Below are 18,037 nucleotides of genomic sequence, written 5' to 3' on the forward strand. Positions count from 1 at the left end.
ATAATGAAGGAATATCTGGTTTTTCAGCTTTATGCGCCGCTGGCGTCGTGGGGGGAGGAAGCGTCTGGCGAGATTCGCCACTCAGCTACGGTTCCCACGCGCTCTGCGCTATTGGGTCTGCTTGCCGCAGCGTTAGGAATTCGTCGCGACGAAGAAGCGCGGCTGAATAACTTTAACCGGCACTATCATCTGGCGGTGCACGCGTTGGCTTCACAAGATCGCTGGTTGCGGGATTATCACACGGTTAGCGCGCCGCGAGAAAACAAAAAGTATCGTTATTACACGCGCCGGGATGAACTGACTCTCGCGTCGGATGAAGTGGGAACGCTTATCTCGCAGCGAGAGTATCGCTGCGATGGCTACTGGCATGTGGCAATAAGCGCCACGCCTGATGCACCATATTCGCTTAGCGAACTGCGAGAGGCGCTGCTGACACCGCATTTTCCGCTCTATCTGGGGAGAAAATCCTGCCCGCTGGCGTTACCGTTAGCGGCGCGTTTAATGACCGGCACCTTAAAAGAGGTATTCACTCATGCTGTGGAGGAGATTTCCGCAGCGGAATTAAGTGGATTTACCCTGCGTAAGGGTATTTGTTATTGGGATGATCCTGATGAGGAGAGTCTGGTCTGGCAACAAAAGCAGCATAGCAATAACCAGCCAGTTAGCCGCCAACGCTGGCAGTTTGGCGGCTACACCCGCTTCAATGGGCCGTTGCAGGAGAGAACATAATGTATCTTTCTCGTATTCAACTCCGGTTTAATAATTTGCGACCGGAGATGTTGGCAAAGTGGAATTCAGCCAGGCCTTATGCCAGCCACCAGTGGTTATGGCAGCTCTTTCCGGAACAGGAATTGCGTCAGTTTCTGTTTCGCGAAGAGGCGCATGGCGGCTTTTTTATGCTCTCGGCAATACCGCCGTTATTGCAGCACTCCCTGTTTCTTATTGAAACCAAACCATTTAATCCGCAACTGACAAATGGTCTTGAGCTTGATTTTCAACTACGAGCTAACCCGGTGATAACCCGTAACGGTAAGCGCAGTGACGTGATGATGAACGCGAAACATCAGGCGAAGGCGAATGGTGTGGAGAAAGAACGGTGGTGGGAGCTTCAACAGCAGGCCGCGCAGGCGTGGCTGGAACAACAAGGGCAGCAGCATGGTTTCCGGTTGATTGCACCGGAACCTGATGATTTCGCTATGTGGGCTGGTGACGAGTACAGTGAATTGCAGGCGCATTGTGGATGCGTGCAAGCGTATCAGCAACATCGTTTTGTCCGTAAAGACCAGGAAACCCCAATCACTTTCAGTAGCGTTGATTTTAGCGGTGCGCTCTGTATCACCGATGCAGCACTGTTTAAACAGGCTTTATTTTCCGGATTAGGTAAAAGTAAAGCGCTGGGCTGCGGAATGCTGATGGTAAAAAGGAAACGCTGATGAGCTGGCTGCCGCTGAATCCCATCCCGTTGAAAGACCGTGTTTCGATGATATTTCTCCAGTACGGACAAATTGATGTGATCGACGGTGCGTTTGTGCTTATCGATAAAACGGGTGTACGTACCCATATTCCTGTTGGATCGGTGGCCTGCATCATGCTGGAACCGGGGACGCGGGTTTCCCATGCCGCCGTGCGACTTGCGGCAACGGTGGGTACGTTACTGGTGTGGGTGGGGGAAGCGGGCGTACGCGTTTACGCTTCGGGGCAGCCTGGTGGTGCCCGTTCCGACAAATTGCTTTATCAGGCGAAACTTGCACTGGATGAAGATTTGCGGCTGAAGGTCGTGCGTAAAATGTTTGAATTACGTTTTGGCGAACCCGCGCCGAGCCGTCGTTCTGTAGATCAATTGCGTGGTATTGAGGGGAGCCGTGTGCGGGCAACCTATGCACTACTTGCTAAGCAGTATGGCGTGAAATGGCAGGGACGTCGCTACGATCCGAAAGACTGGGAGAAAGGCGATGTCATTAATCAGTGTATCAGCTCGGCAACCTCCTGCCTCTATGGCGTAACGGAGGCGGCAATACTGGCTGCCGGATATGCGCCCGCGATTGGATTTGTGCACACCGGCAAGCTGCTTTCTTTTGTCTATGATATTGCCGATATCATTAAATTTGAGACCGTTGTACCGAAAGCATTTGAAATTGCGCGACGTAATCCTGCCGAGCCCGATCGTGATGTCCGTATTGCCTGCCGGGATATCTTCCGCAGTGGAAAAACATTGGCGAAATTGATTCCTCTTATTGAAGATGTTCTCGCGGCAGGGGAAATTCAACCGCCGTTACCTCCTGAAGATTCACAACCCATAGCGATCCCTCTTCCTGTTGCGTAGGGAGATTCCGGTCATCGGAGTACCTAACGATGAGTATGCTGGTTGTTGTTACCGAAAATGTTCCTCCTCGTCTGCGGGGGAGGCTGGCCGTCTGGTTACTGGAAATTCGAGCTGGTGTGTATGTTGGTGATGTTTCCGCAAAGATCCGCGAGATGATATGGCAACAGGTTTCCGTTCTGGCAGATGAGGGAAATGTTGTTATGGCGTGGGCGACAAATACAGAATCAGGTTTTGAGTTTCAGACTTTTGGTGTAAATCGACGTATTCCGGTAGATCTTGATGGACTGCGATTGGTGTCGTTTCTACCTGTTGAAAATCAATAAGTTAGAGATCTTTAAAAATTAGGAAAAGTTGGTGGGTTTTTTGTGCGCTAAAAAAGTATTTAAATTCAATTGGGTAGATTTAGAGTGTTCCCCGCGCCAGCGGGGATAAACCGCACGTCTACTGCGTCAGTTGTACCGGCTACGTGTGTTCCCCGCGCCAGCGGGGATAAACCGTACACCAAATGGGGGCCAGCAAAGAAAATGCTGTGTTCCCCGCGCCAGCGGGGATAAACCGGACAGCACGGTATTGCGTCACATCGTAATGAGGTGTTCCCCGCGCCAGCGGGGATAAACCGCACACGAACACTTTCTACGCGAGGGCGGCGCTGTGTTCCCCGCGCCAGCGGGGATAAACCGCTGTTTAGTTAAATCGTCGGCAAACGTAAACGGTGTTCCCCGCGCCAGCGGGGATAAACCGCGATTGCATCATCGCGCATAGTGTCAAATGTCGTGTTCCCCGCGCCAGCGGGGATAAACCGAGAAAATATAATTGTTCGTGACAGAATGATTCGTGTTCCCCGCGCCAGCGGGGATAAACACGTTTCACCAGCATATCAGGACGTTTTTTCCGCCTTCGCCAGCTCTTTTACCAACGGCAGCATTATCCGCACTACATCGCGGCTACGGCGCTCAATCCGCCCTGGCAGCGCCTTGTCTATATGCTGTTGATTATCAAGCCGTACGTCGTGCCAGCTATTGCCGTTCGGGAAGGATGCATTTTTCACACGTTGCTGGTATCCGTCTTTTTTACCCAGATTCCAGTTCGTCGCCTCAACAGAAAGCACCGATATTCCCGCTTTATCGAAAACCTCCGCATCATTACAGCAACCCGTTCCTTTGGGGTAGGATGGATTGCGTCCCGGATTGGTGTTGGCGGCGATGCCATAACGGCGCGCAATCGCTAATGCCCGATCGCGGGTCAGTGTACGCACCGCTTCCGGCGTATTTTTCCCGCTATTAAAATAGAGCTTGTCCCCAACAATCAGGTTATCGAGATTAATCACCAGCAGCGTATTTTTCTTCTCAGCGTCACTCATTCGTTTGAGTAAATTTTTCGCGCCTAGCTTTCCCTCTTCTTCCCCGCTGGTGGCGATAAAACGAATCCCATAATGGGTCGGTATATCTTTCAGACGCGCCGCCAGTTCCAGCATAACGCCTAATCCCGCGGCATTATCATCCATTCCCTGTAACGTTAAACCGCCCAGATTGGCATCGACATCAGCATCGCTCTGCGGAGCGTAGGTATCCAGATGCGCCATAATGATGATCTGCTGCGGCACGCGCCCTTCATGGGCGGCGATGACCGTACTGCCCGTCACGTTATGCTAGTTTTTGCGATTATCCTTCGTGGTATAAATAAATCGGCTATTAAACGTTCGAATATCGCTTTGGTATCCCATCTGGGTAAATTGTTGGCGTAAATAATCGGCAGACAACATCTCGGCGGGGGAGCCAGTCATTCTCCCGGGAAAAAAGGTGGCGATATGTCGTGCCTGAGTATTCGCTATTTCACCAGGCCCTGGTGATGCTGCTTGTGCAGGAAGGATAAAGCCTACGCCGAGCGCCAGAATGACGGCAAAGCGGCGCGTTGCGGAAAACATAATGAGTCCTTAAATACAGAACAAAATTTTACGGGGCTAGTATGAAACCGCGATCGTGTTAATACAATTTCATTTGCTCCTAAATGCTGGCAATCCGGTACGTTAAGCATTTTTTGATATTGGTTTTTGGGCCGCGTTATTCCTTTGAGGAACTACTCATTCCAATTCGTCATTTCATTCACTCTCCCGCGCTCCCTATAGTCGTGTAATCGAAATGTTTAGCAAAAAACGGTATTGCAAAGGAACGGTTATGGATCAAAAACGACTCACCCACCTGCGGCAACTGGAGACGGAAAGTATCCACATTATCCGTGAAGTAGCAGCGGAATTCGCTAATCCGGTCATGCTGTACTCCATTGGTAAAGACTCCAGCGTCATGCTGCATCTGGCGCGTAAGGCGTTTTATCCGGGTACGTTACCGTTCCCGCTATTGCACGTTGATACCGGTTGGAAATTCCGTGAGATGTACGCCTTTCGCGATCGTACCGCCAACGCATACGGCTGCGAATTGCTGGTACATAAAAATCCAGAAGGCGTGGCGATGGGCATCAATCCGTTCGTTCACGGTAGCGCTAAACACACTGACATTATGAAAACCGAAGGGTTAAAGCAGGCGCTGAATAAGTACGGTTTTGATGCCGCGTTCGGCGGCGCACGGCGCGATGAGGAAAAATCCCGCGCGAAAGAACGTATTTACTCCTTTCGTGACCGTTTCCATCGCTGGGACCCGAAAAATCAGCGGCCAGAGTTGTGGCGTAACTATAACGGTCAGATTAATAAAGGCGAAAGTATACGCGTCTTCCCGCTCTCCAACTGGACAGAGCAGGATATCTGGCAATACATCTGGCTGGAAAACATCGACATCGTGCCGCTGTATTTGGCTGCTGAACGCCCGGTTCTGGAACGTGATGGCATGTTGATGATGGTGGATGACGATCGTATCGACCTCCAACCTGGCGAAGTCATCAAAAAAAGGATGGTGCGCTTCCGTACACTTGGCTGTTGGCCGCTCACCGGGGCGGTGGAATCCCACGCGCAAACGCTGCCGGAAATTATCGAAGAGATGCTGGTTTCTACCACCAGCGAGCGCCAGGGGAGGATGATTGACCGCGATCAGGCGGGGTCGATGGAGCTTAAAAAACGTCAGGGGTATTTCTAAGGAGCCGCCATGAACACCATACTTGCACAACAAATCGCCAGTGAAGGCGGCGTCGAAGCCTGGATGATTGCCCAACAACACAAAAGCCTGCTGCGTTTTTTAACCTGTGGCAGCGTTGATGACGGTAAAAGTACGCTGATAGGTCGTTTGCTGCACGATACCCTGCAAATTTATGAAGATCAGCTCTCTTCTCTGCATAATGACAGTAAACGTCATGGCACGCAGGGAGAAAAACTCGATCTGGCGCTGCTGGTAGATGGGCTGCAGGCCGAGCGTGAGCAGGGCATTACTATTGACGTCGCGTACCGCTATTTCTCCACGGAAAAACGAAAATTTATTATCGCCGACACGCCGGGCCATGAACAATATACCCGTAATATGGCGACCGGAGCGTCCACCTGCGATCTGGCGATCCTACTGATCGACGCGCGTAAAGGCGTGCTGGATCAGACGCGTCGCCATAGCTTTATCTCCACTCTGTTGGGGATCAAACACCTGGTGGTGGCAATCAACAAAATGGATCTCGTTGACTACCGCGAAGAGACCTTCGCCCGTATTCGCGAAGATTACCTGACCTTTGCTGAACAGTTGCCGGGCGATCTGGACATTCGCTTTGTCCCGCTTTCGGCGTTGGAAGGGGATAATGTCGCCGCGCAGAGCGCCAATATGCGCTGGTACAGCGGCCCGACGCTGTTGGAAGTCCTGGAAACGGTAGACATACAGCGTGCGGTAGACCGTCAGCCGATGCGCTTTCCAGTACAATACGTCAATCGCCCGAACCTTGATTTTCGGGGGTATGCCGGCACTCTGGCGTCTGGTAGCGTCAAAGTCGGAGAGCGCATTAAAATGCTGCCGTCCGGCGTGGAATCCAGCGTGGCGCGTATCGTCACTTTTGATGGCGACAAAGAAGAAGCCTGTGCGGGCGAAGCCATTACCCTGGTACTCAACGACGACATTGATATTAGCCGCGGCGATCTGCTGCTGGCGGCAAACGAGACGCTGGCACCTGCGCGGCACGCCGCGATCGATGTGGTATGGATGGCGGAACAGCCGCTGGCGCCGGGCCAAAGCTACGACGTTAAACTTGCGGGTAAGAAAACCCGCGCGCGTATCGAGGCTATTTGCTATCAGATTGATATCAACAATCTGACTCAACGAGACGTCGAGAGCCTGCCGTTAAACGGTATTGGTCTGGTAGAGATGACATTCGATGAGCCGCTCGCGCTGGATATTTATCAGCAAAATCCGGTGACGGGCGGGCTGATTTTTATCGACCGACTTTCTAACGTTACCGTGGGTGCTGGCATGGTGCGGGAACTGGATGAACGCGGAGCGACGCCGCCCGTGGAATACAGTGCGTTTGAGCTGGAGCTGAATGCGCTGGTACGCCGTCATTTTCCGCACTGGGACGCCCGAGATTTGCTGGGAGATAAACATGGCGCTGCATGATGAGAACGTGGTCTGGCACTCTCATCCCGTTACTGTCGCCGCTCGTGAACAGCTCCACGGCCACCGTGGCGTGATGCTGTGGTTTACCGGACTCTCCGGTTCGGGAAAATCAACGGTGGCCGGCGCGCTGGAAGAGGCGTTACATCAGCGTGGCGTCAGTACCTACCTGTTGGATGGCGATAATGTGCGCCACGGTTTGTGCCGTGATTTAGGCTTTAGCGATGCCGATCGCCAGGAAAATATTCGGCGGGTAGGCGAAGTGGCCAGTCTGATGGCGGACGCTGGCCTGATTGTTTTGACGGCATTTATTTCTCCGCACCGCGCCGAGCGGCAACTGGTAAAAGAGCGCGTCGGCCACGATCGTTTTATCGAGATTTATGTCAATACGCCGCTGGCTATCTGTGAACAGCGCGATCCTAAAGGATTGTATAAAAAAGCGCGCGCGGGCGAGTTGCGTAACTTTACCGGTATCGACGCCATTTACGAAGCGCCTGACTCGCCCCAGGTTCATCTTAATGGTGAACAATTAGTAACAAATTTGGTTTCCCAATTATTAGACCTGCTGAGACGGCGCGATATTATCAGATCCTGAGACACCACCGGGCTTGTATGCCCGGTATGGTCAAGGTTACAGGATTTAATATGCGTAATAGCCATAACATTACTTTCACAAGGTCAGACGCCTTCATGGTCGACGATGACGCCACCAGTGCATTTCCGGGGGCGGTGGTCGGCTTTGTGTCATGGCTGCTGGCGTTGGGGATCCCTTTTCTGCTTTATGGCCCTAACACGCTGTTTTTTTTCCTCTATACTTGGCCCTTTTTCCTCACGTTAATGCCGGTATCGGTGATTATCGGCATTGCGTTGCATCTGTTGGTAAAGGGCAAAATACTTTTTAGCATCATGTTTACTCTACTGGCCGTAGGCGCGCTGTTCGGCGCGTTATTCATATGGCTATTAGGGTAGACGGGTTATCACTACGCCTCCGGTCATAATTCAAACCGTAACCAACAATGAGATTATGTTCTCCTTACTCGGGTATACGTAACATCCGGCAAATGTGGTACATTTGCCGGCGTTGTCGCGGCAATCCCGTCCTGAATGTGGAGTCACAGAGGACGTTATGGGATGATGATGCCGTTTTTCAGGGGGCAGGATGGGTAAACTAACGCTGCTGTTGCTGGCTTTACTGGTCTGGCTACAGTACTCGCTGTGGTTCGGTAAGAACGGCATACATGACTATAGCCGCGTCAACGATGATGTGGTCGCGCAGCAGGCGACAAACGCCAAACTTAAAGCGCGTAACGATCAGCTTTTTGCCGAAATTGACGATCTCAATGGCGGCCAGGAAGCGATTGAGGAGCGCGCGCGCAACGAACTTAGCATGACCAAACCGGGCGAAACCTTCTATCGTCTGGTGCCTGACGCCTCAAAACGCGCGGCAACGGCGGGGCAAACTCATCGATAAACCATCCAGGGATTTAACATGGCAGCCACTTTATTGGACGTTTGCGCCGTGGTGCCGGCGGCCGGATTTGGCCGCCGAATGCAAACAGAATGTCCTAAGCAGTATCTCTCAATCGGTAATAAAACCATTCTGGAGCACTCAGTTCATGCGCTGCTGGCGCATCCTCGGGTGACACGCGTTGTTATTGCTATCAGCCCTGGCGATCATCGCTTTGCCCAACTTCCGCTGGCGAATCATCCGCAAATCACCGTTGTGGATGGCGGCAACGAACGCGCTGATTCCGTTTTGGCCGGGTTACAGGCCGTTGCAAAGGCGCAGTGGGTGCTGGTGCACGACGCGGCAAGACCCTGTTTGCATCAGGATGACCTGGCGCGGTTACTGGCCATCAGCGAAAACAGCCGGGTCGGCGGTATCCTCGCCAGTCCGGTGCGCGACACCATGAAACGCGGCGAACCAGGGAAAACCGCTATTGCCCATACCGTAGAGCGCGCCGATTTATGGCACGCGCTCACCCCGCAGTTTTTCCCCCGCGAACTCTTGCACGATTGTCTGACGCGTGCGCTGAATGAAGGCGCGATCATCACCGACGAGGCGTCAGCGCTGGAGTATTGTGGTTTTCATCCGGCGCTGGTAGAAGGTCGCGCGGATAACATCAAGGTCACCCGTCCGGAAGATCTGGCGCTGGCGGAATTTTATCTGACCCGAACCATCCACCAGGAGAAAGCATAATGCGAATTGGACACGGTTTTGACGTACACGCGTTTGGCGGAGAAGGGCCGATTATCATTGGCGGCGTGCGTATCCCTTATGAAAAAGGGCTATTGGCGCATTCCGATGGCGATGTGGCGTTACATGCGCTGACCGATGCGCTGCTGGGCGCGGCGGCGCTTGGCGATATCGGCAAGCTCTTCCCGGATACCGATCCGGCATTTAAGGGAGCGGATAGCCGCGAACTACTGCGTGAAGCCTGGCGTCGTATTCAGGCCAAGGGGTACACCCTCGGCAACGTGGATGTCACCATTATTGCGCAGGCGCCGAAAATGCTGCCGCATATTCCGCAAATGCGCGTCTTTATCGCCGAAGATCTCGGCTGCCATATGGATGACGTTAACGTGAAGGCGACGACGACGGAAAAGCTCGGATTTACCGGACGCGGAGAAGGCATTGCCTGCGAAGCGGTCGCGTTGCTGATGAAGGCGGCGAAATGACAGAGTTTGACAATCTCACCTGGCTGCACGGAAAACCACAAGGTAGCGGATTGCTGAAAGCGAATCCGGAAGATTTTGTGGTGGTTGAAGATTTAGGCTTTACGCCGGATGGTGAAGGCGAGCACATTCTGCTGCGTATTTTGAAAAACGGTTGCAATACCCGTTTTGTCGCTGACGCGCTGGCGAAATTCCTGAAAATTCACGCTCGCGAAGTGAGCTTTGCCGGGCAAAAAGATAAACACGCCGTTACCGAGCAGTGGCTGTGCGCGCGCGTGCCGGGGAAAGAGATGCCCGATTTCAGCGCCTTTCAGCTGGAAGGTTGTAAAGTGCTGGAATACGCGCGTCACAAGCGTAAGCTGCGTTTAGGCGCGCTGAAAGGCAATGCCTTTACGCTGGTGTTGCGTGAAATAAGCGATCGCCGCGATGTCGAAACACGATTGCAGGCGATTCGCGATGGCGGCGTGCCGAACTATTTCGGCGCACAGCGATTCGGCATTGGCGGCAGCAACTTGCAGGGCGCGCTGCGCTGGGCGCAAAGTAACGCGCCGGTGCGCGATCGCAATAAACGCAGTTTTTGGTTGTCGGCGGCACGTAGCGCGTTGTTTAATCAAATTGTTCACCAGCGGCTGAAGAAACCAGACTTTAATCAAGTTGTTGACGGCGATGCGCTACAATTAGCGGGGCGTGGAAGCTGGTTCGTCGCGACATCTGAAGAACTGCCTGAATTGCAGCGCCGGGTAGACGAAAAAGAGCTGATGATTACAGCGTCGTTGCCGGGCAGCGGAGAGTGGGGAACACAGCGTGCGGCGCTGGCGTTTGAGCAAGATGCCATTGCCCAGGAAACGGTGTTGCAATCGCTGTTGCTGCGCGAAAAAGTAGAGGCGTCGCGCAGAGCGATGCTGCTTTATCCGCAACAATTAAGCTGGAACTGGTGGGATGACGTTACCGTCGAGTTACGTTTCTGGCTGCCCGCAGGCAGTTTTGCCACCAGCGTAGTAAGGGAACTGATCAACACAATGGGTGATTATGCGCATATTGCTGAGTAACGATGACGGGGTTCACGCGCCCGGTATACAAACGCTGGCGAAAGCGCTGCGTAAGTTTGCTGATGTACAGGTCGTAGCCCCGGATCGTAACCGCAGCGGCGCGTCTAATTCCCTCACGCTGGAATCTTCGCTTCGTACTTTTACCTTTGATAATGGCGATATCGCCGTACAGATGGGGACGCCGACCGATTGCGTCTATCTGGGCGTTAATGCCTTAATGCGTCCGCGTCCGGATATTGTCGTTTCCGGTATTAACGCGGGTCCGAATCTGGGCGATGATGTGATCTATTCCGGTACAGTCGCCGCGGCGATGGAAGGTCGTCATCTCGGCTTTCCGGCATTAGCGGTCTCCCTTAACGGCTATCAGCATTATGATACGGCTGCGGCCGTGACTTGCGCGCTTTTGCGAGGGTTAAGCCGGGAGCCGTTGCGTACCGGGCGTATTCTCAACGTGAATGTCCCGGATCTACCGTTAGCGCAGATTAAAGGCATCCGCGTGACTCGCTGTGGTAGCCGCCATCCAGCGGATAAAGTAATCCCGCAGGAAGATCCGCGCGGTAATACATTGTACTGGATTGGCCCGCCGGGCGATAAATACGATGCCGGGCTGGATACCGATTTCGCGGCGGTGGATGAAGGCTACGTCTCCGTCACGCCGTTGCATGTGGATTTAACCGCGCACAGCGCGCATGATGTGGTTTCAGACTGGTTAGACAGCGTGGGAGTTGGCACGCAATGGTAAGTGGACGTGTACAGGCTCTTCTTGAACAATTGCGCGCGCAGGGCATCAGAGATGAGCTGGTGCTTAATGCGCTTGCCGCAGTGCCGCGCGAGAAATTTATTGATGAAGCGTTTGAACATAAGGCCTGGGAAAATATCGCTTTGCCGATAGGCCAGGGTCAGACGATATCGCAGCCCTATATGGTGGCGCGAATGACGGAACTGCTCGAACTGACACCGCAATCCAGGGTGCTGGAAATTGGCACCGGTTCCGGCTATCAGACGGCGATTCTGGCGCATCTGGTACATCACGTTTGCTCCGTTGAGCGGATTAAGGGGCTGCAATGGCAGGCGCGCCGCCGCCTGAAGCAGCTCGATTTACATAATGTTTCTACCCGTCATGGCGATGGCTGGCAAGGCTGGCAGGCGCGTGCGCCGTTTGACGCTATCATTGTGACGGCCGCGCCGCCGGAAATTCCTACCGCGCTCATGGCACAGTTGGATGAAGGCGGCATTCTTGTTCTGCCCGTGGGCGATGAGCAGCAGTTTTTGAAACGCGTGCGTCGCCGGGGCGGCGAATTTATTATCGATACCGTGGAGGCCGTTCGCTTCGTCCCGTTAGTCAAGGGAGAGCTGGCCTAGTTTGCCCTGCAAACGCCCACTCTTACGCCTGATGAAGCCGAAACGAATACCTGGAGTTTTCCTGGTTATTCCCGGTGGGTTAAGCGTATCGTGAACACATTTTCCCGTGTTCACTTAATGCGTTGCACGGTTCTTACGTCACTGGTTGTTAACCAAATTTTTTCCTGGGGGATAAATGAGCGCGGGAAGCACAAAATTCACCGTTAGTCGCATTGCGGCACTATCACTGGTTTCACTATGGCTGGCAGGTTGTACCAGTTCGTCAAACCCTCCGGCGCCGGTCACGTCTGTGGACAGTGGTTCGTCATCAAATACCAATTCCGGGATGTTGATCACACCGCCGCCAAAAATGGGCGCGACGACGCAACAAACGCCGCAACAAGCGCCGCAAATTCAACCCGTTCAGCGTCCTGTAACGCAGCCCATGCAAACTCAACCGGTCGCGGAACAACCCGTGCAGATGGAAAATGGGCGAATTGTATACAATCGCCAGTATGGGAATATTCCGAAAGGTAGCTATACGGGTGGCAGTACTTACACCGTGAAAAAGGGTGATACGCTTTTTTACATCGCCTGGATTACCGGGAACGATTTCCGCGATCTGGCCCAGAGAAACAGTATTTCTGCCCCGTATAGCCTGAATGTAGGGCAAACTTTGCAAGTTGGTAACGCATCCGGTACGCCAATTACTGGCGGAAATGCGATCACCCAGGCGGATGCAGCACAGCAAGGAGTTGTGAACAGGTCTGCACAAAATTCCACCGTTGCAGTTGCGTCTCAACCAACAATTACGTATTCTGAGGGCTCAGGTGAACAAAGTGCTAACAAAATGTTGCCAAACAACAAGCCTGCTGGGACGGTTGTCACAGCGCCTGTAACGGCACCAACGGTAAGCACGACCGAACCAAATGCAAGCAGTACGTCAACCAGCGCGCCGATTTCCGCATGGCGCTGGCCGACGGATGGCAAAGTGATCGAAAACTTTGGCGCTTCCGAAGGGGGCAATAAAGGGATCGACATTGCAGGCAGTAAGGGACAGGCTATCGTCGCAACCGCTGATGGGCGCGTCGTATATGCCGGTAACGCACTGCGTGGTTACGGTAATCTTATTATCATCAAACATAACGATGATTACCTGAGTGCCTACGCCCATAATGATACGATGCTGGTCCGGGAACAACAGGAAGTTAAGGCGGGGCAAAAAATCGCTACTATGGGTAGCACCGGCACCAGCTCTACACGCTTGCATTTTGAAATTCGTTACAAGGGGAAATCCGTAAACCCGCTGCGTTATTTACCGCAGCGATAAAGCGGCGGAACCAGGCTTTGACTTGCTAGTTCCGTCAAGGGATCACGGGTAGGAGCCACCTTATGAGTCAGAATACGCTGAAAGTTCATGATTTAAATGAAGACGCGGAATTTGATGAGAACGGAGTAGAGGCTTTTGACGAAAAAGCCTTGAGTGAAGAGGAACCCAGTGATAACGACCTGGCTGAAGAAGAGCTGTTATCGCAAGGGGCCACACAGCGTGTGTTGGACGCGACTCAGCTTTACCTTGGTGAGATTGGGTATTCACCACTGTTAACAGCCGAAGAAGAAGTCTATTTTGCGCGTCGCGCACTGCGTGGAGATGTCGCTTCTCGCCGTCGCATGATTGAGAGTAACCTGCGTCTGGTGGTAAAAATTGCCCGCCGTTATGGCAATCGTGGACTGGCGTTGCTGGACCTGATTGAAGAGGGCAACCTGGGGCTTATCCGTGCAGTCGAGAAGTTTGACCCGGAACGCGGGTTCCGCTTCTCAACATACGCAACCTGGTGGATTCGCCAGACAATCGAACGGGCGATTATGAACCAAACCCGTACGATTCGCTTGCCGATTCACATTGTTAAAGAGCTGAACGTATACCTGCGCACCGCACGTGAGTTGTCGCATAAACTGGACCACGAACCGAGTGCGGAAGAAATTGCAGAGCAACTGGATAAACCGGTTGATGACGTCAGCCGTATGCTTCGTCTCAACGAGCGCATTACCTCGGTAGACACTCCGCTGGGCGGTGATTCCGAAAAAGCGTTGCTGGACATCCTGGCCGATGAAAAAGAGAACGGTCCGGAAGACACCACGCAAGATGACGATATGAAACAGAGCATCGTCAAATGGTTGTTCGAACTGAACGCCAAACAGCGTGAAGTGCTGGCGCGCCGTTTCGGTCTGCTGGGATATGAAGCTGCGACACTGGAAGATGTAGGCCGTGAAATCGGTCTTACGCGTGAACGTGTTCGTCAGATTCAGGTTGAAGGCCTGCGCCGTCTGCGCGAAATTCTGCAGACGCAGGGGCTGAATATCGAAGCGCTGTTCCGCGAGTAAGTACCCTTGTCAAAAAAAGGCCAGTCGACAGACTGGCCTTTTTTTTACCGTTTGTCTTCTGCCAGCAACGGCGGGATACTCGGCACCATTGGCGCGTCATCAATATCTTTTTGCGTCATGCGAAACGCTTGTGGATAGTGTTCGCGGCTGGTACGGCGTAACGGTTCGGTATCGCGCCAGGTATACAGACAATGCTGACACTGATATACCGTCCAGACTCCTTTTACCGGCGAAGTCGCCATGAGTTCAATATGTGCATCGGCACAGCGTGGACAAATCATCGGTTACTCCTTATTTACGGTTGGCCAGCATGGCGGTCAGCTTTTCAGCCCAGGCTTTAGTTTCCGGTAAATCCACAACCGGCTGGCTATAGTGACCACGGTTATCTGGCGCAACCGGCGTGGTAGCGTCAATGATCAGTTTGTCGGTAATCCCCGCCGGGCTTGAACCCGGGTCCAGTTCCAGGACGGACATATTCGGTAGCTGTACCAGATCGCCTGCCGGATTCACTTTCGACGACAACGCCCACATCACCTGTGGCAGATTAAATGGATCGACATCTTCATCAACCATGATCACCATCTTCACATATCCCAGACCGTGCGGCGTCGTCATCGCGCGCAGGCCCACCGCACGGGCAAAGCCGCCGTAGCGTTTTTTGGTCGAGATGATGGCCAGCAAGCCGTGGGTGTACATAGCGTTTACCGCCTGCACTTCCGGAAATTCGGCTTTCAGCTGTTGATACAGTGGCACACAGGTCGCCGGCCCCATCAGGTAGTCGATTTCCGTCCACGGCATCCCCAAATAGAGCGATTCAAAAATGGGTTTGCTGTGGTAAGAGACCTTATCGATACGCACCACGGTCATGTTGCGACCGCCGGAATAGTGGCCGGTAAATTCGCCGAACGGCCCTTCAATTTCACGTTTACGGCTTTCGATGACCCCTTCAAGAATGACTTCAGATCCCCACGGTACATCAAAACCGGTCAGCGGCGCGGTGGCGATAGGATAGGGGCTTTCACGCAGCGCGCCTGCCATTTCATACTCTGACTGATCGTATTTCAGCGGCGTTGCGCCCATCAGGGTAATGATCGGATCGTTACCCAACGTGATCGCAATCGGCAGATCTTCCCCGCGCTCTTCGGCTTTGTGCAGGTGCAATGCGATATCATGCATCGGCACTGGTTGCAGACCCAGCTTACGCTTGCCTTTAACTTCCATACGGTAGATGCCGACATTCTGCTTGCCGAAGTTATCGGGATCGAGCGGATCGCGTGATACCACACAGGCTTTATCCAGATAGAATCCGCCGTCGCCGTCGTTCAGACGAAACAGCGGCAGGATATCAAACAGGTTGATTGCGTCGCCGTCGACGGTATTTTCCGCCCAGCCCGGATTCGCCCGTCGTTCCGGCGCAACCGGAAAATTGTCCCAGCGGCGAATAAATTCATCGATCTGTTTTTTAACCGGCGTGTTAGGCGGCAAACCCAGAGAGATGGCATGGTTCTGCCAGGAACCGATGGTATTCATCGCCACGCGGGCGTCGGTAAAACCACGAATATTGTCAAACCACAGCGCGGGCGCGCCATCGCCGATTCGTCCCGTTGCGTTGGCAGCGGCGGCGAGATCCGGCTCCGCATTCACTTCCTCGCTGATTTTCAGCAGTTGTCCCTGCTGATCCAGCGCATGTAAAAAACTGCGCAAATCATCAAATGCCATTATCACATTCTCCTGTGAAAAATTTGCTGCCTGTCGCAGTCCTTGCCAGCGGCGCGCGCGCGTATGCTCCAGACCAAACTGGTCGAGAACGCGCGCTACGATGTGCTGGATAATATCGTCAACGGTTTGCGGCAGGTTGTAGAACGCGGGCATGGGCGGCACTATCGCCACCCCCATACGAGAAAGCGCAAGCATGTTTTCCAGATGAATCGTGCTGAGCGGCATTTCCCGCGGCACAAGTACCAGCTTGCGACCCTCTTTCAACACGACATCGGCAGCGCGTCCCACCAGCCCCTCGGCATAGCCGGCGCGAACCCCCGCCAGTGTTTTCATACTGCAGGGGATAATAATCATGCCGTCGGTACGAAATGAGCCGGAGGAAATGGTCGCCGCCTGATCGGCCGGGCTATGACAATAATCTGCCAGGGCGGCTACCTCAGCGGGCGTGTAGGGCGTCTCCAGTTCAATAGTGGTTTTCGCCCACTTTGACATTACCAGATGCGTTTCAACATCAGGTATCGCCCGTAATGCCTGGAGTAGCTCGACGCCAAGCGGCGCGCCGGTCGCACCGGTAATCCCCACAATCAATCTCATTTCTTACCTCAAATATCGTTCGTATACGAACATTTTGATCAAAATACGCCCACACGGCCTTTGCGACAAGATCGCTCCCGACGCCTGCGCACGTTTAGCTAAAGCATTCGTCATTAAAAAACCGTGCATAAGTCGTTATGATAGAAAAAGTTAATTTATCCGGAGCGCTCATGGAGTTACGAAACACCGCGTTTCATCTGTTACGCCAACTTTTTCAGCAACATACCGCACGCTGGCAGCATGAACTACCGGAGCTCACCAAACCTCAATATGCGGTGATGCGCGTTATTGCTGAACATCCGGGTATTGAACAGGTCGATCTGACCGAAGCGGCGGTCAGCACTAAAGCGACGCTGGCGGAGATGTTAAGCCGGATGGAAAATCGTGGGCTGGTAAAGCGAGAAAACGATCCGCTGGATAAACGTCGGCGTTTTGTCTATCTCACGGCTCAGGGCCAAACGTTGCTCGCCGCCGCGATACCACTGGGGGATCGCGTTGACGATGAGTTTTTGGGGCGACTGAGCGCTGAAGAACGCGAACAGTTTACGCGACTGGTACGCAAGATGATGACGTAAGCGGCTTGCGCCGCTTCGCTATTGTTTGGCCATCAACAGTGAGATATCCACTTTGGCCAGCGCCCGAATTGCGCTTTCCGGCAGGCCGTCATCGGTGACGATTTGGTTGAATTCCGCCAGCGGTAACGCCAGCCACGTCGCGACCTGGCCGTATTTGGTCGCGTCGCACACCAGAATTTTTTGGCGGCTGGCGCTGGCGACGGCCCGTTTCACCGTGACTTTATCTTCTGCCGGCGTTGAAATACCGCGCACGCTCCAGGAAGAGGCGGAAATAAAGGCCTGGTCAATCATCAGCCCGCGCAAAAGCGTCGCCGCGGCTTCACCGACGCACGACCGGTTTTCCCGGCATACCGCCCCGCCAGTGTGAATAATTGTGCAACCGCTATTGTCCATCAGGTAATCGGCGATAACGAAATCATTCGTCACCACCGTAAGTTTATTCATCGTAACCAGCTGCCTGGCAATCGCCAGCGTGGTCGTACCTGCATCAAGGTAGATACAGCTTTCTGGCTGTACCAGGCTGGCGGCCAGTTTGCCAATCGCCGCTTTCTGCGGCGTCGCCAGTTCGGTTTTGATCTGATGCGAGGGTTCGTGCGCCACGCGAGTCGATGATTGCACGCCGCCAGAGACCTGGATTACCGCGCCTTGCTGCTCCAGTTTTTGTAAATCACGGCGGATAGTCATGTGGGATACATGCATGCGCTCGGTCAGTTCAGCGATACTGACGATGCCTTTCTCCGCCACCATATCAAGAATGATTTGTCGACGCTCAGTAGGTATCAACGTCTGCTCCTTTCTTTAGTCCTGTCGCGATTTTACGCGATTTCTCGTCACAGCGTGTGAAGT

The 18,037-nt window shown here is 53.5% G+C and carries 21 protein-coding genes, 2 pseudogenes and 1 CRISPR repeat array; of the genes and pseudogenes, 17 read left to right on the plus strand and 6 right to left on the minus strand.

Annotation, left to right across the window (positions count from 1 at the left end; all coding sequences use genetic code 11):
• Nucleotides 1–3 precede the first annotated feature (3 nt).
• From cas5e to cas2e, 4 genes are read left to right on the plus strand one after another with little or no spacing between them, the layout of a single operon-like run.
• Nucleotides 4–729 (plus strand): type I-E CRISPR-associated protein Cas5/CasD, encoded by a 726-nt coding sequence (cas5e, locus tag J4685_RS07905; protein WP_000666426.1) that lies wholly within the window; start codon nt 4–6, stop codon nt 727–729.
• Nucleotides 729–1,433, plus strand: a complete 705-nt coding sequence (cas6e, locus tag J4685_RS07910) for a type I-E CRISPR-associated protein Cas6/Cse3/CasE (protein ID WP_000281412.1) — start codon at nt 729–731, stop codon at nt 1,431–1,433. Before cas5e ends, cas6e begins: the two co-directional genes overlap by 1 nt.
• Entirely contained in the window at nt 1,433–2,323 is an 891-nt protein-coding gene (gene cas1e, locus J4685_RS07915) for a type I-E CRISPR-associated endonuclease Cas1e (protein WP_000118672.1), read from the plus strand. Before cas6e ends, cas1e begins: the two co-directional genes overlap by 1 nt.
• A 29-nt stretch (nt 2,324–2,352) precedes the next feature.
• Nucleotides 2,353–2,646 carry a type I-E CRISPR-associated endoribonuclease Cas2e gene (gene cas2e / locus J4685_RS07920; protein ID WP_000062282.1) on the plus strand — a complete coding sequence of 98 codons (294 nt, stop codon included), beginning with the start codon at nt 2,353–2,355 and terminating at the stop codon, nt 2,644–2,646.
• An 84-nt stretch (nt 2,647–2,730) separates the two neighbouring features.
• A CRISPR array of direct repeats spans nt 2,731–3,186; the repeat unit is 29 nt; unit sequence GTGTTCCCCGCGCCAGCGGGGATAAACCG.
• A 14-nt stretch (nt 3,187–3,200) separates the two neighbouring features.
• Here the strand turns inward: cas2e and J4685_RS07925 are convergent.
• Nucleotides 3,201–4,247: pseudogene (locus J4685_RS07925) on the minus strand (aminopeptidase).
• A gap of 250 nt (nt 4,248–4,497) precedes the next feature.
• On the opposite strand from J4685_RS07925, the gene cysD reads away from it, so the two are divergent.
• The 10 genes from cysD (at nt 4,498) to J4685_RS07975 (ending at nt 11,939) form a co-directional block, all read left to right on the plus strand.
• Nucleotides 4,498–5,406, plus strand: a complete 909-nt coding sequence (gene cysD, locus J4685_RS07930) for a sulfate adenylyltransferase subunit CysD (protein WP_000372402.1) — start codon at nt 4,498–4,500, stop codon at nt 5,404–5,406.
• Nucleotides 5,407–5,415: 9 nt separating this feature from the next.
• Nucleotides 5,416–6,855: a sulfate adenylyltransferase subunit CysN gene (gene cysN / locus J4685_RS07935; RefSeq protein ID WP_001092272.1), complete on the plus strand. Its 1,440-nt coding sequence runs from the start codon at nt 5,416–5,418 to the stop codon at nt 6,853–6,855.
• A complete protein-coding gene (gene cysC, locus J4685_RS07940) occupies nt 6,842–7,447 on the plus strand; it encodes an adenylyl-sulfate kinase (protein ID WP_001173658.1) in 606 nt (201 codons plus the stop codon). Before cysN ends, cysC begins: the two co-directional genes overlap by 14 nt.
• Nucleotides 7,448–7,497: 50 nt before the next feature.
• Nucleotides 7,498–7,821, plus strand: coding sequence for a DUF3561 family protein (locus tag J4685_RS07945; RefSeq protein WP_011233164.1), 324 nt, complete (start codon nt 7,498–7,500; stop codon nt 7,819–7,821).
• Between the two features lie 190 nt (nt 7,822–8,011).
• Complete coding sequence (ftsB, locus tag J4685_RS07950) at nt 8,012–8,323, plus strand: cell division protein FtsB (protein WP_000517480.1); 312 nt, start codon at nt 8,012–8,014, stop codon at nt 8,321–8,323.
• Nucleotides 8,324–8,341: 18 nt separating this feature from the next.
• Entirely contained in the window at nt 8,342–9,052 is a 711-nt protein-coding gene (ispD, locus tag J4685_RS07955; protein ID WP_000741651.1) for a 2-C-methyl-D-erythritol 4-phosphate cytidylyltransferase, read from the plus strand.
• On the plus strand, nt 9,052–9,531 hold the full coding sequence (gene ispF / locus J4685_RS07960) for a 2-C-methyl-D-erythritol 2,4-cyclodiphosphate synthase (RefSeq protein ID WP_001219244.1): 480 nt from the start codon (nt 9,052–9,054) through the stop codon (nt 9,529–9,531). The genes ispD and ispF overlap by 1 nt, the downstream gene beginning before the upstream one ends.
• Nucleotides 9,528–10,577 carry a tRNA pseudouridine(13) synthase TruD gene (gene truD / locus J4685_RS07965; RefSeq protein ID WP_000134246.1) on the plus strand — a complete coding sequence of 350 codons (1,050 nt, stop codon included), beginning with the start codon at nt 9,528–9,530 and terminating at the stop codon, nt 10,575–10,577. The genes ispF and truD overlap by 4 nt, the downstream gene beginning before the upstream one ends.
• Nucleotides 10,558–11,319, plus strand: coding sequence for a 5'/3'-nucleotidase SurE (gene surE / locus J4685_RS07970; protein ID WP_001221546.1), 762 nt, complete (start codon nt 10,558–10,560; stop codon nt 11,317–11,319). Before truD ends, surE begins: the two co-directional genes overlap by 20 nt.
• Entirely contained in the window at nt 11,313–11,939 is a 627-nt protein-coding gene (locus tag J4685_RS07975; protein WP_000253542.1) for a protein-L-isoaspartate(D-aspartate) O-methyltransferase, read from the plus strand. Before surE ends, J4685_RS07975 begins: the two co-directional genes overlap by 7 nt.
• Nucleotides 11,940–12,077: 138 nt before the next feature.
• Here the strand turns inward: J4685_RS07975 and J4685_RS22500 are convergent, their stop codons facing one another.
• On the minus strand, nt 12,078–12,236 hold the full coding sequence (locus J4685_RS22500; protein WP_228370100.1) for a peptidase: 159 nt from the start codon (nt 12,234–12,236) through the stop codon (nt 12,078–12,080).
• On the opposite strand from J4685_RS22500, the gene nlpD reads away from it, so the two are divergent.
• Both nlpD and rpoS read left to right on the plus strand, forming a co-directional pair.
• Nucleotides 12,166–13,248, plus strand: a complete 1,083-nt coding sequence (gene nlpD, locus J4685_RS07980; protein WP_228370099.1) for a murein hydrolase activator NlpD — start codon at nt 12,166–12,168, stop codon at nt 13,246–13,248. The genes J4685_RS22500 and nlpD overlap by 71 nt on opposite strands.
• Before the next feature lie 62 nt (nt 13,249–13,310).
• The gene (gene rpoS, locus J4685_RS07985; protein WP_000081498.1) at nt 13,311–14,303 is read left to right on the plus strand and encodes an RNA polymerase sigma factor RpoS; all 993 of its coding nucleotides are present in this window, start codon (nt 13,311–13,313) and stop codon (nt 14,301–14,303) included.
• A 44-nt stretch (nt 14,304–14,347) separates the two neighbouring features.
• Here the strand turns inward: rpoS and J4685_RS07990 are convergent, their stop codons facing one another.
• The 3 genes and pseudogenes from J4685_RS07990 to J4685_RS22505 all read right to left on the minus strand — a co-directional run.
• Nucleotides 14,348–14,584, minus strand: a complete 237-nt coding sequence (locus J4685_RS07990) for a non-oxidative hydroxyarylic acid decarboxylases subunit D (protein ID WP_000562964.1) — start codon at nt 14,582–14,584, stop codon at nt 14,348–14,350.
• 10 nt (nt 14,585–14,594) lie between these two features.
• Nucleotides 14,595–16,022, minus strand: a complete 1,428-nt coding sequence (locus J4685_RS07995; RefSeq protein WP_000863165.1) for a non-oxidative hydroxyarylic acid decarboxylases subunit C — start codon at nt 16,020–16,022, stop codon at nt 14,595–14,597.
• 6 nt (nt 16,023–16,028) lie between these two features.
• Nucleotides 16,029–16,616: pseudogene (locus J4685_RS22505) on the minus strand (non-oxidative hydroxyarylic acid decarboxylases subunit B); the annotation flags it as partial.
• Between the two features lie 170 nt (nt 16,617–16,786).
• Here J4685_RS22505 and J4685_RS08000 point away from each other — a divergent pair.
• A complete protein-coding gene (locus J4685_RS08000) occupies nt 16,787–17,191 on the plus strand; it encodes a MarR family winged helix-turn-helix transcriptional regulator (protein ID WP_000423337.1) in 405 nt (134 codons plus the stop codon).
• 18 nt (nt 17,192–17,209) lie between these two features.
• Here J4685_RS08000 and ygbI read toward each other — a convergent pair whose 3' ends face one another.
• On the minus strand, nt 17,210–17,974 hold the full coding sequence (gene ygbI, locus J4685_RS08005; RefSeq protein ID WP_000613181.1) for a DNA-binding transcriptional repressor YgbI: 765 nt from the start codon (nt 17,972–17,974) through the stop codon (nt 17,210–17,212).
• Nucleotides 17,975–18,037 lie beyond the last annotated feature (63 nt).

This window comes from Salmonella sp. 32100201201700099SM (assembly GCF_017572645.1).
Lineage (GTDB): Bacteria > Pseudomonadota > Gammaproteobacteria > Enterobacterales > Enterobacteriaceae > Salmonella > Salmonella enterica.

Coding starts and splice junctions, on each gene's coding strand:
- cas5e (WP_000666426.1), top strand. CDS start 4: ATGAAGGAATATCTGGTTTTTCAGCTTTATGCGCCGCTGGCGTCGTGG.
- cas6e (WP_000281412.1), top strand. CDS start 729: ATGTATCTTTCTCGTATTCAACTCCGGTTTAATAATTTGCGACCGGAG.
- cas1e (WP_000118672.1), top strand. CDS start 1,433: ATGAGCTGGCTGCCGCTGAATCCCATCCCGTTGAAAGACCGTGTTTCG.
- cas2e (WP_000062282.1), top strand. CDS start 2,353: ATGAGTATGCTGGTTGTTGTTACCGAAAATGTTCCTCCTCGTCTGCGG.
- cysD (WP_000372402.1), top strand. CDS start 4,498: ATGGATCAAAAACGACTCACCCACCTGCGGCAACTGGAGACGGAAAGT.
- cysN (WP_001092272.1), top strand. CDS start 5,416: ATGAACACCATACTTGCACAACAAATCGCCAGTGAAGGCGGCGTCGAA.
- cysC (WP_001173658.1), top strand. CDS start 6,842: ATGGCGCTGCATGATGAGAACGTGGTCTGGCACTCTCATCCCGTTACT.
- J4685_RS07945 (WP_011233164.1), top strand. CDS start 7,498: ATGCGTAATAGCCATAACATTACTTTCACAAGGTCAGACGCCTTCATG.
- ftsB (WP_000517480.1), top strand. CDS start 8,012: ATGGGTAAACTAACGCTGCTGTTGCTGGCTTTACTGGTCTGGCTACAG.
- ispD (WP_000741651.1), top strand. CDS start 8,342: ATGGCAGCCACTTTATTGGACGTTTGCGCCGTGGTGCCGGCGGCCGGA.
- ispF (WP_001219244.1), top strand. CDS start 9,052: ATGCGAATTGGACACGGTTTTGACGTACACGCGTTTGGCGGAGAAGGG.
- truD (WP_000134246.1), top strand. CDS start 9,528: ATGACAGAGTTTGACAATCTCACCTGGCTGCACGGAAAACCACAAGGT.
- surE (WP_001221546.1), top strand. CDS start 10,558: ATGCGCATATTGCTGAGTAACGATGACGGGGTTCACGCGCCCGGTATA.
- J4685_RS07975 (WP_000253542.1), top strand. CDS start 11,313: ATGGTAAGTGGACGTGTACAGGCTCTTCTTGAACAATTGCGCGCGCAG.
- rpoS (WP_000081498.1), top strand. CDS start 13,311: ATGAGTCAGAATACGCTGAAAGTTCATGATTTAAATGAAGACGCGGAA.
- J4685_RS07990 (WP_000562964.1), bottom strand. CDS start 14,584: ATGATTTGTCCACGCTGTGCCGATGCACATATTGAACTCATGGCGACT.
- J4685_RS07995 (WP_000863165.1), bottom strand. CDS start 16,022: ATGGCATTTGATGATTTGCGCAGTTTTTTACATGCGCTGGATCAGCAG.
- J4685_RS08000 (WP_000423337.1), top strand. CDS start 16,787: ATGGAGTTACGAAACACCGCGTTTCATCTGTTACGCCAACTTTTTCAG.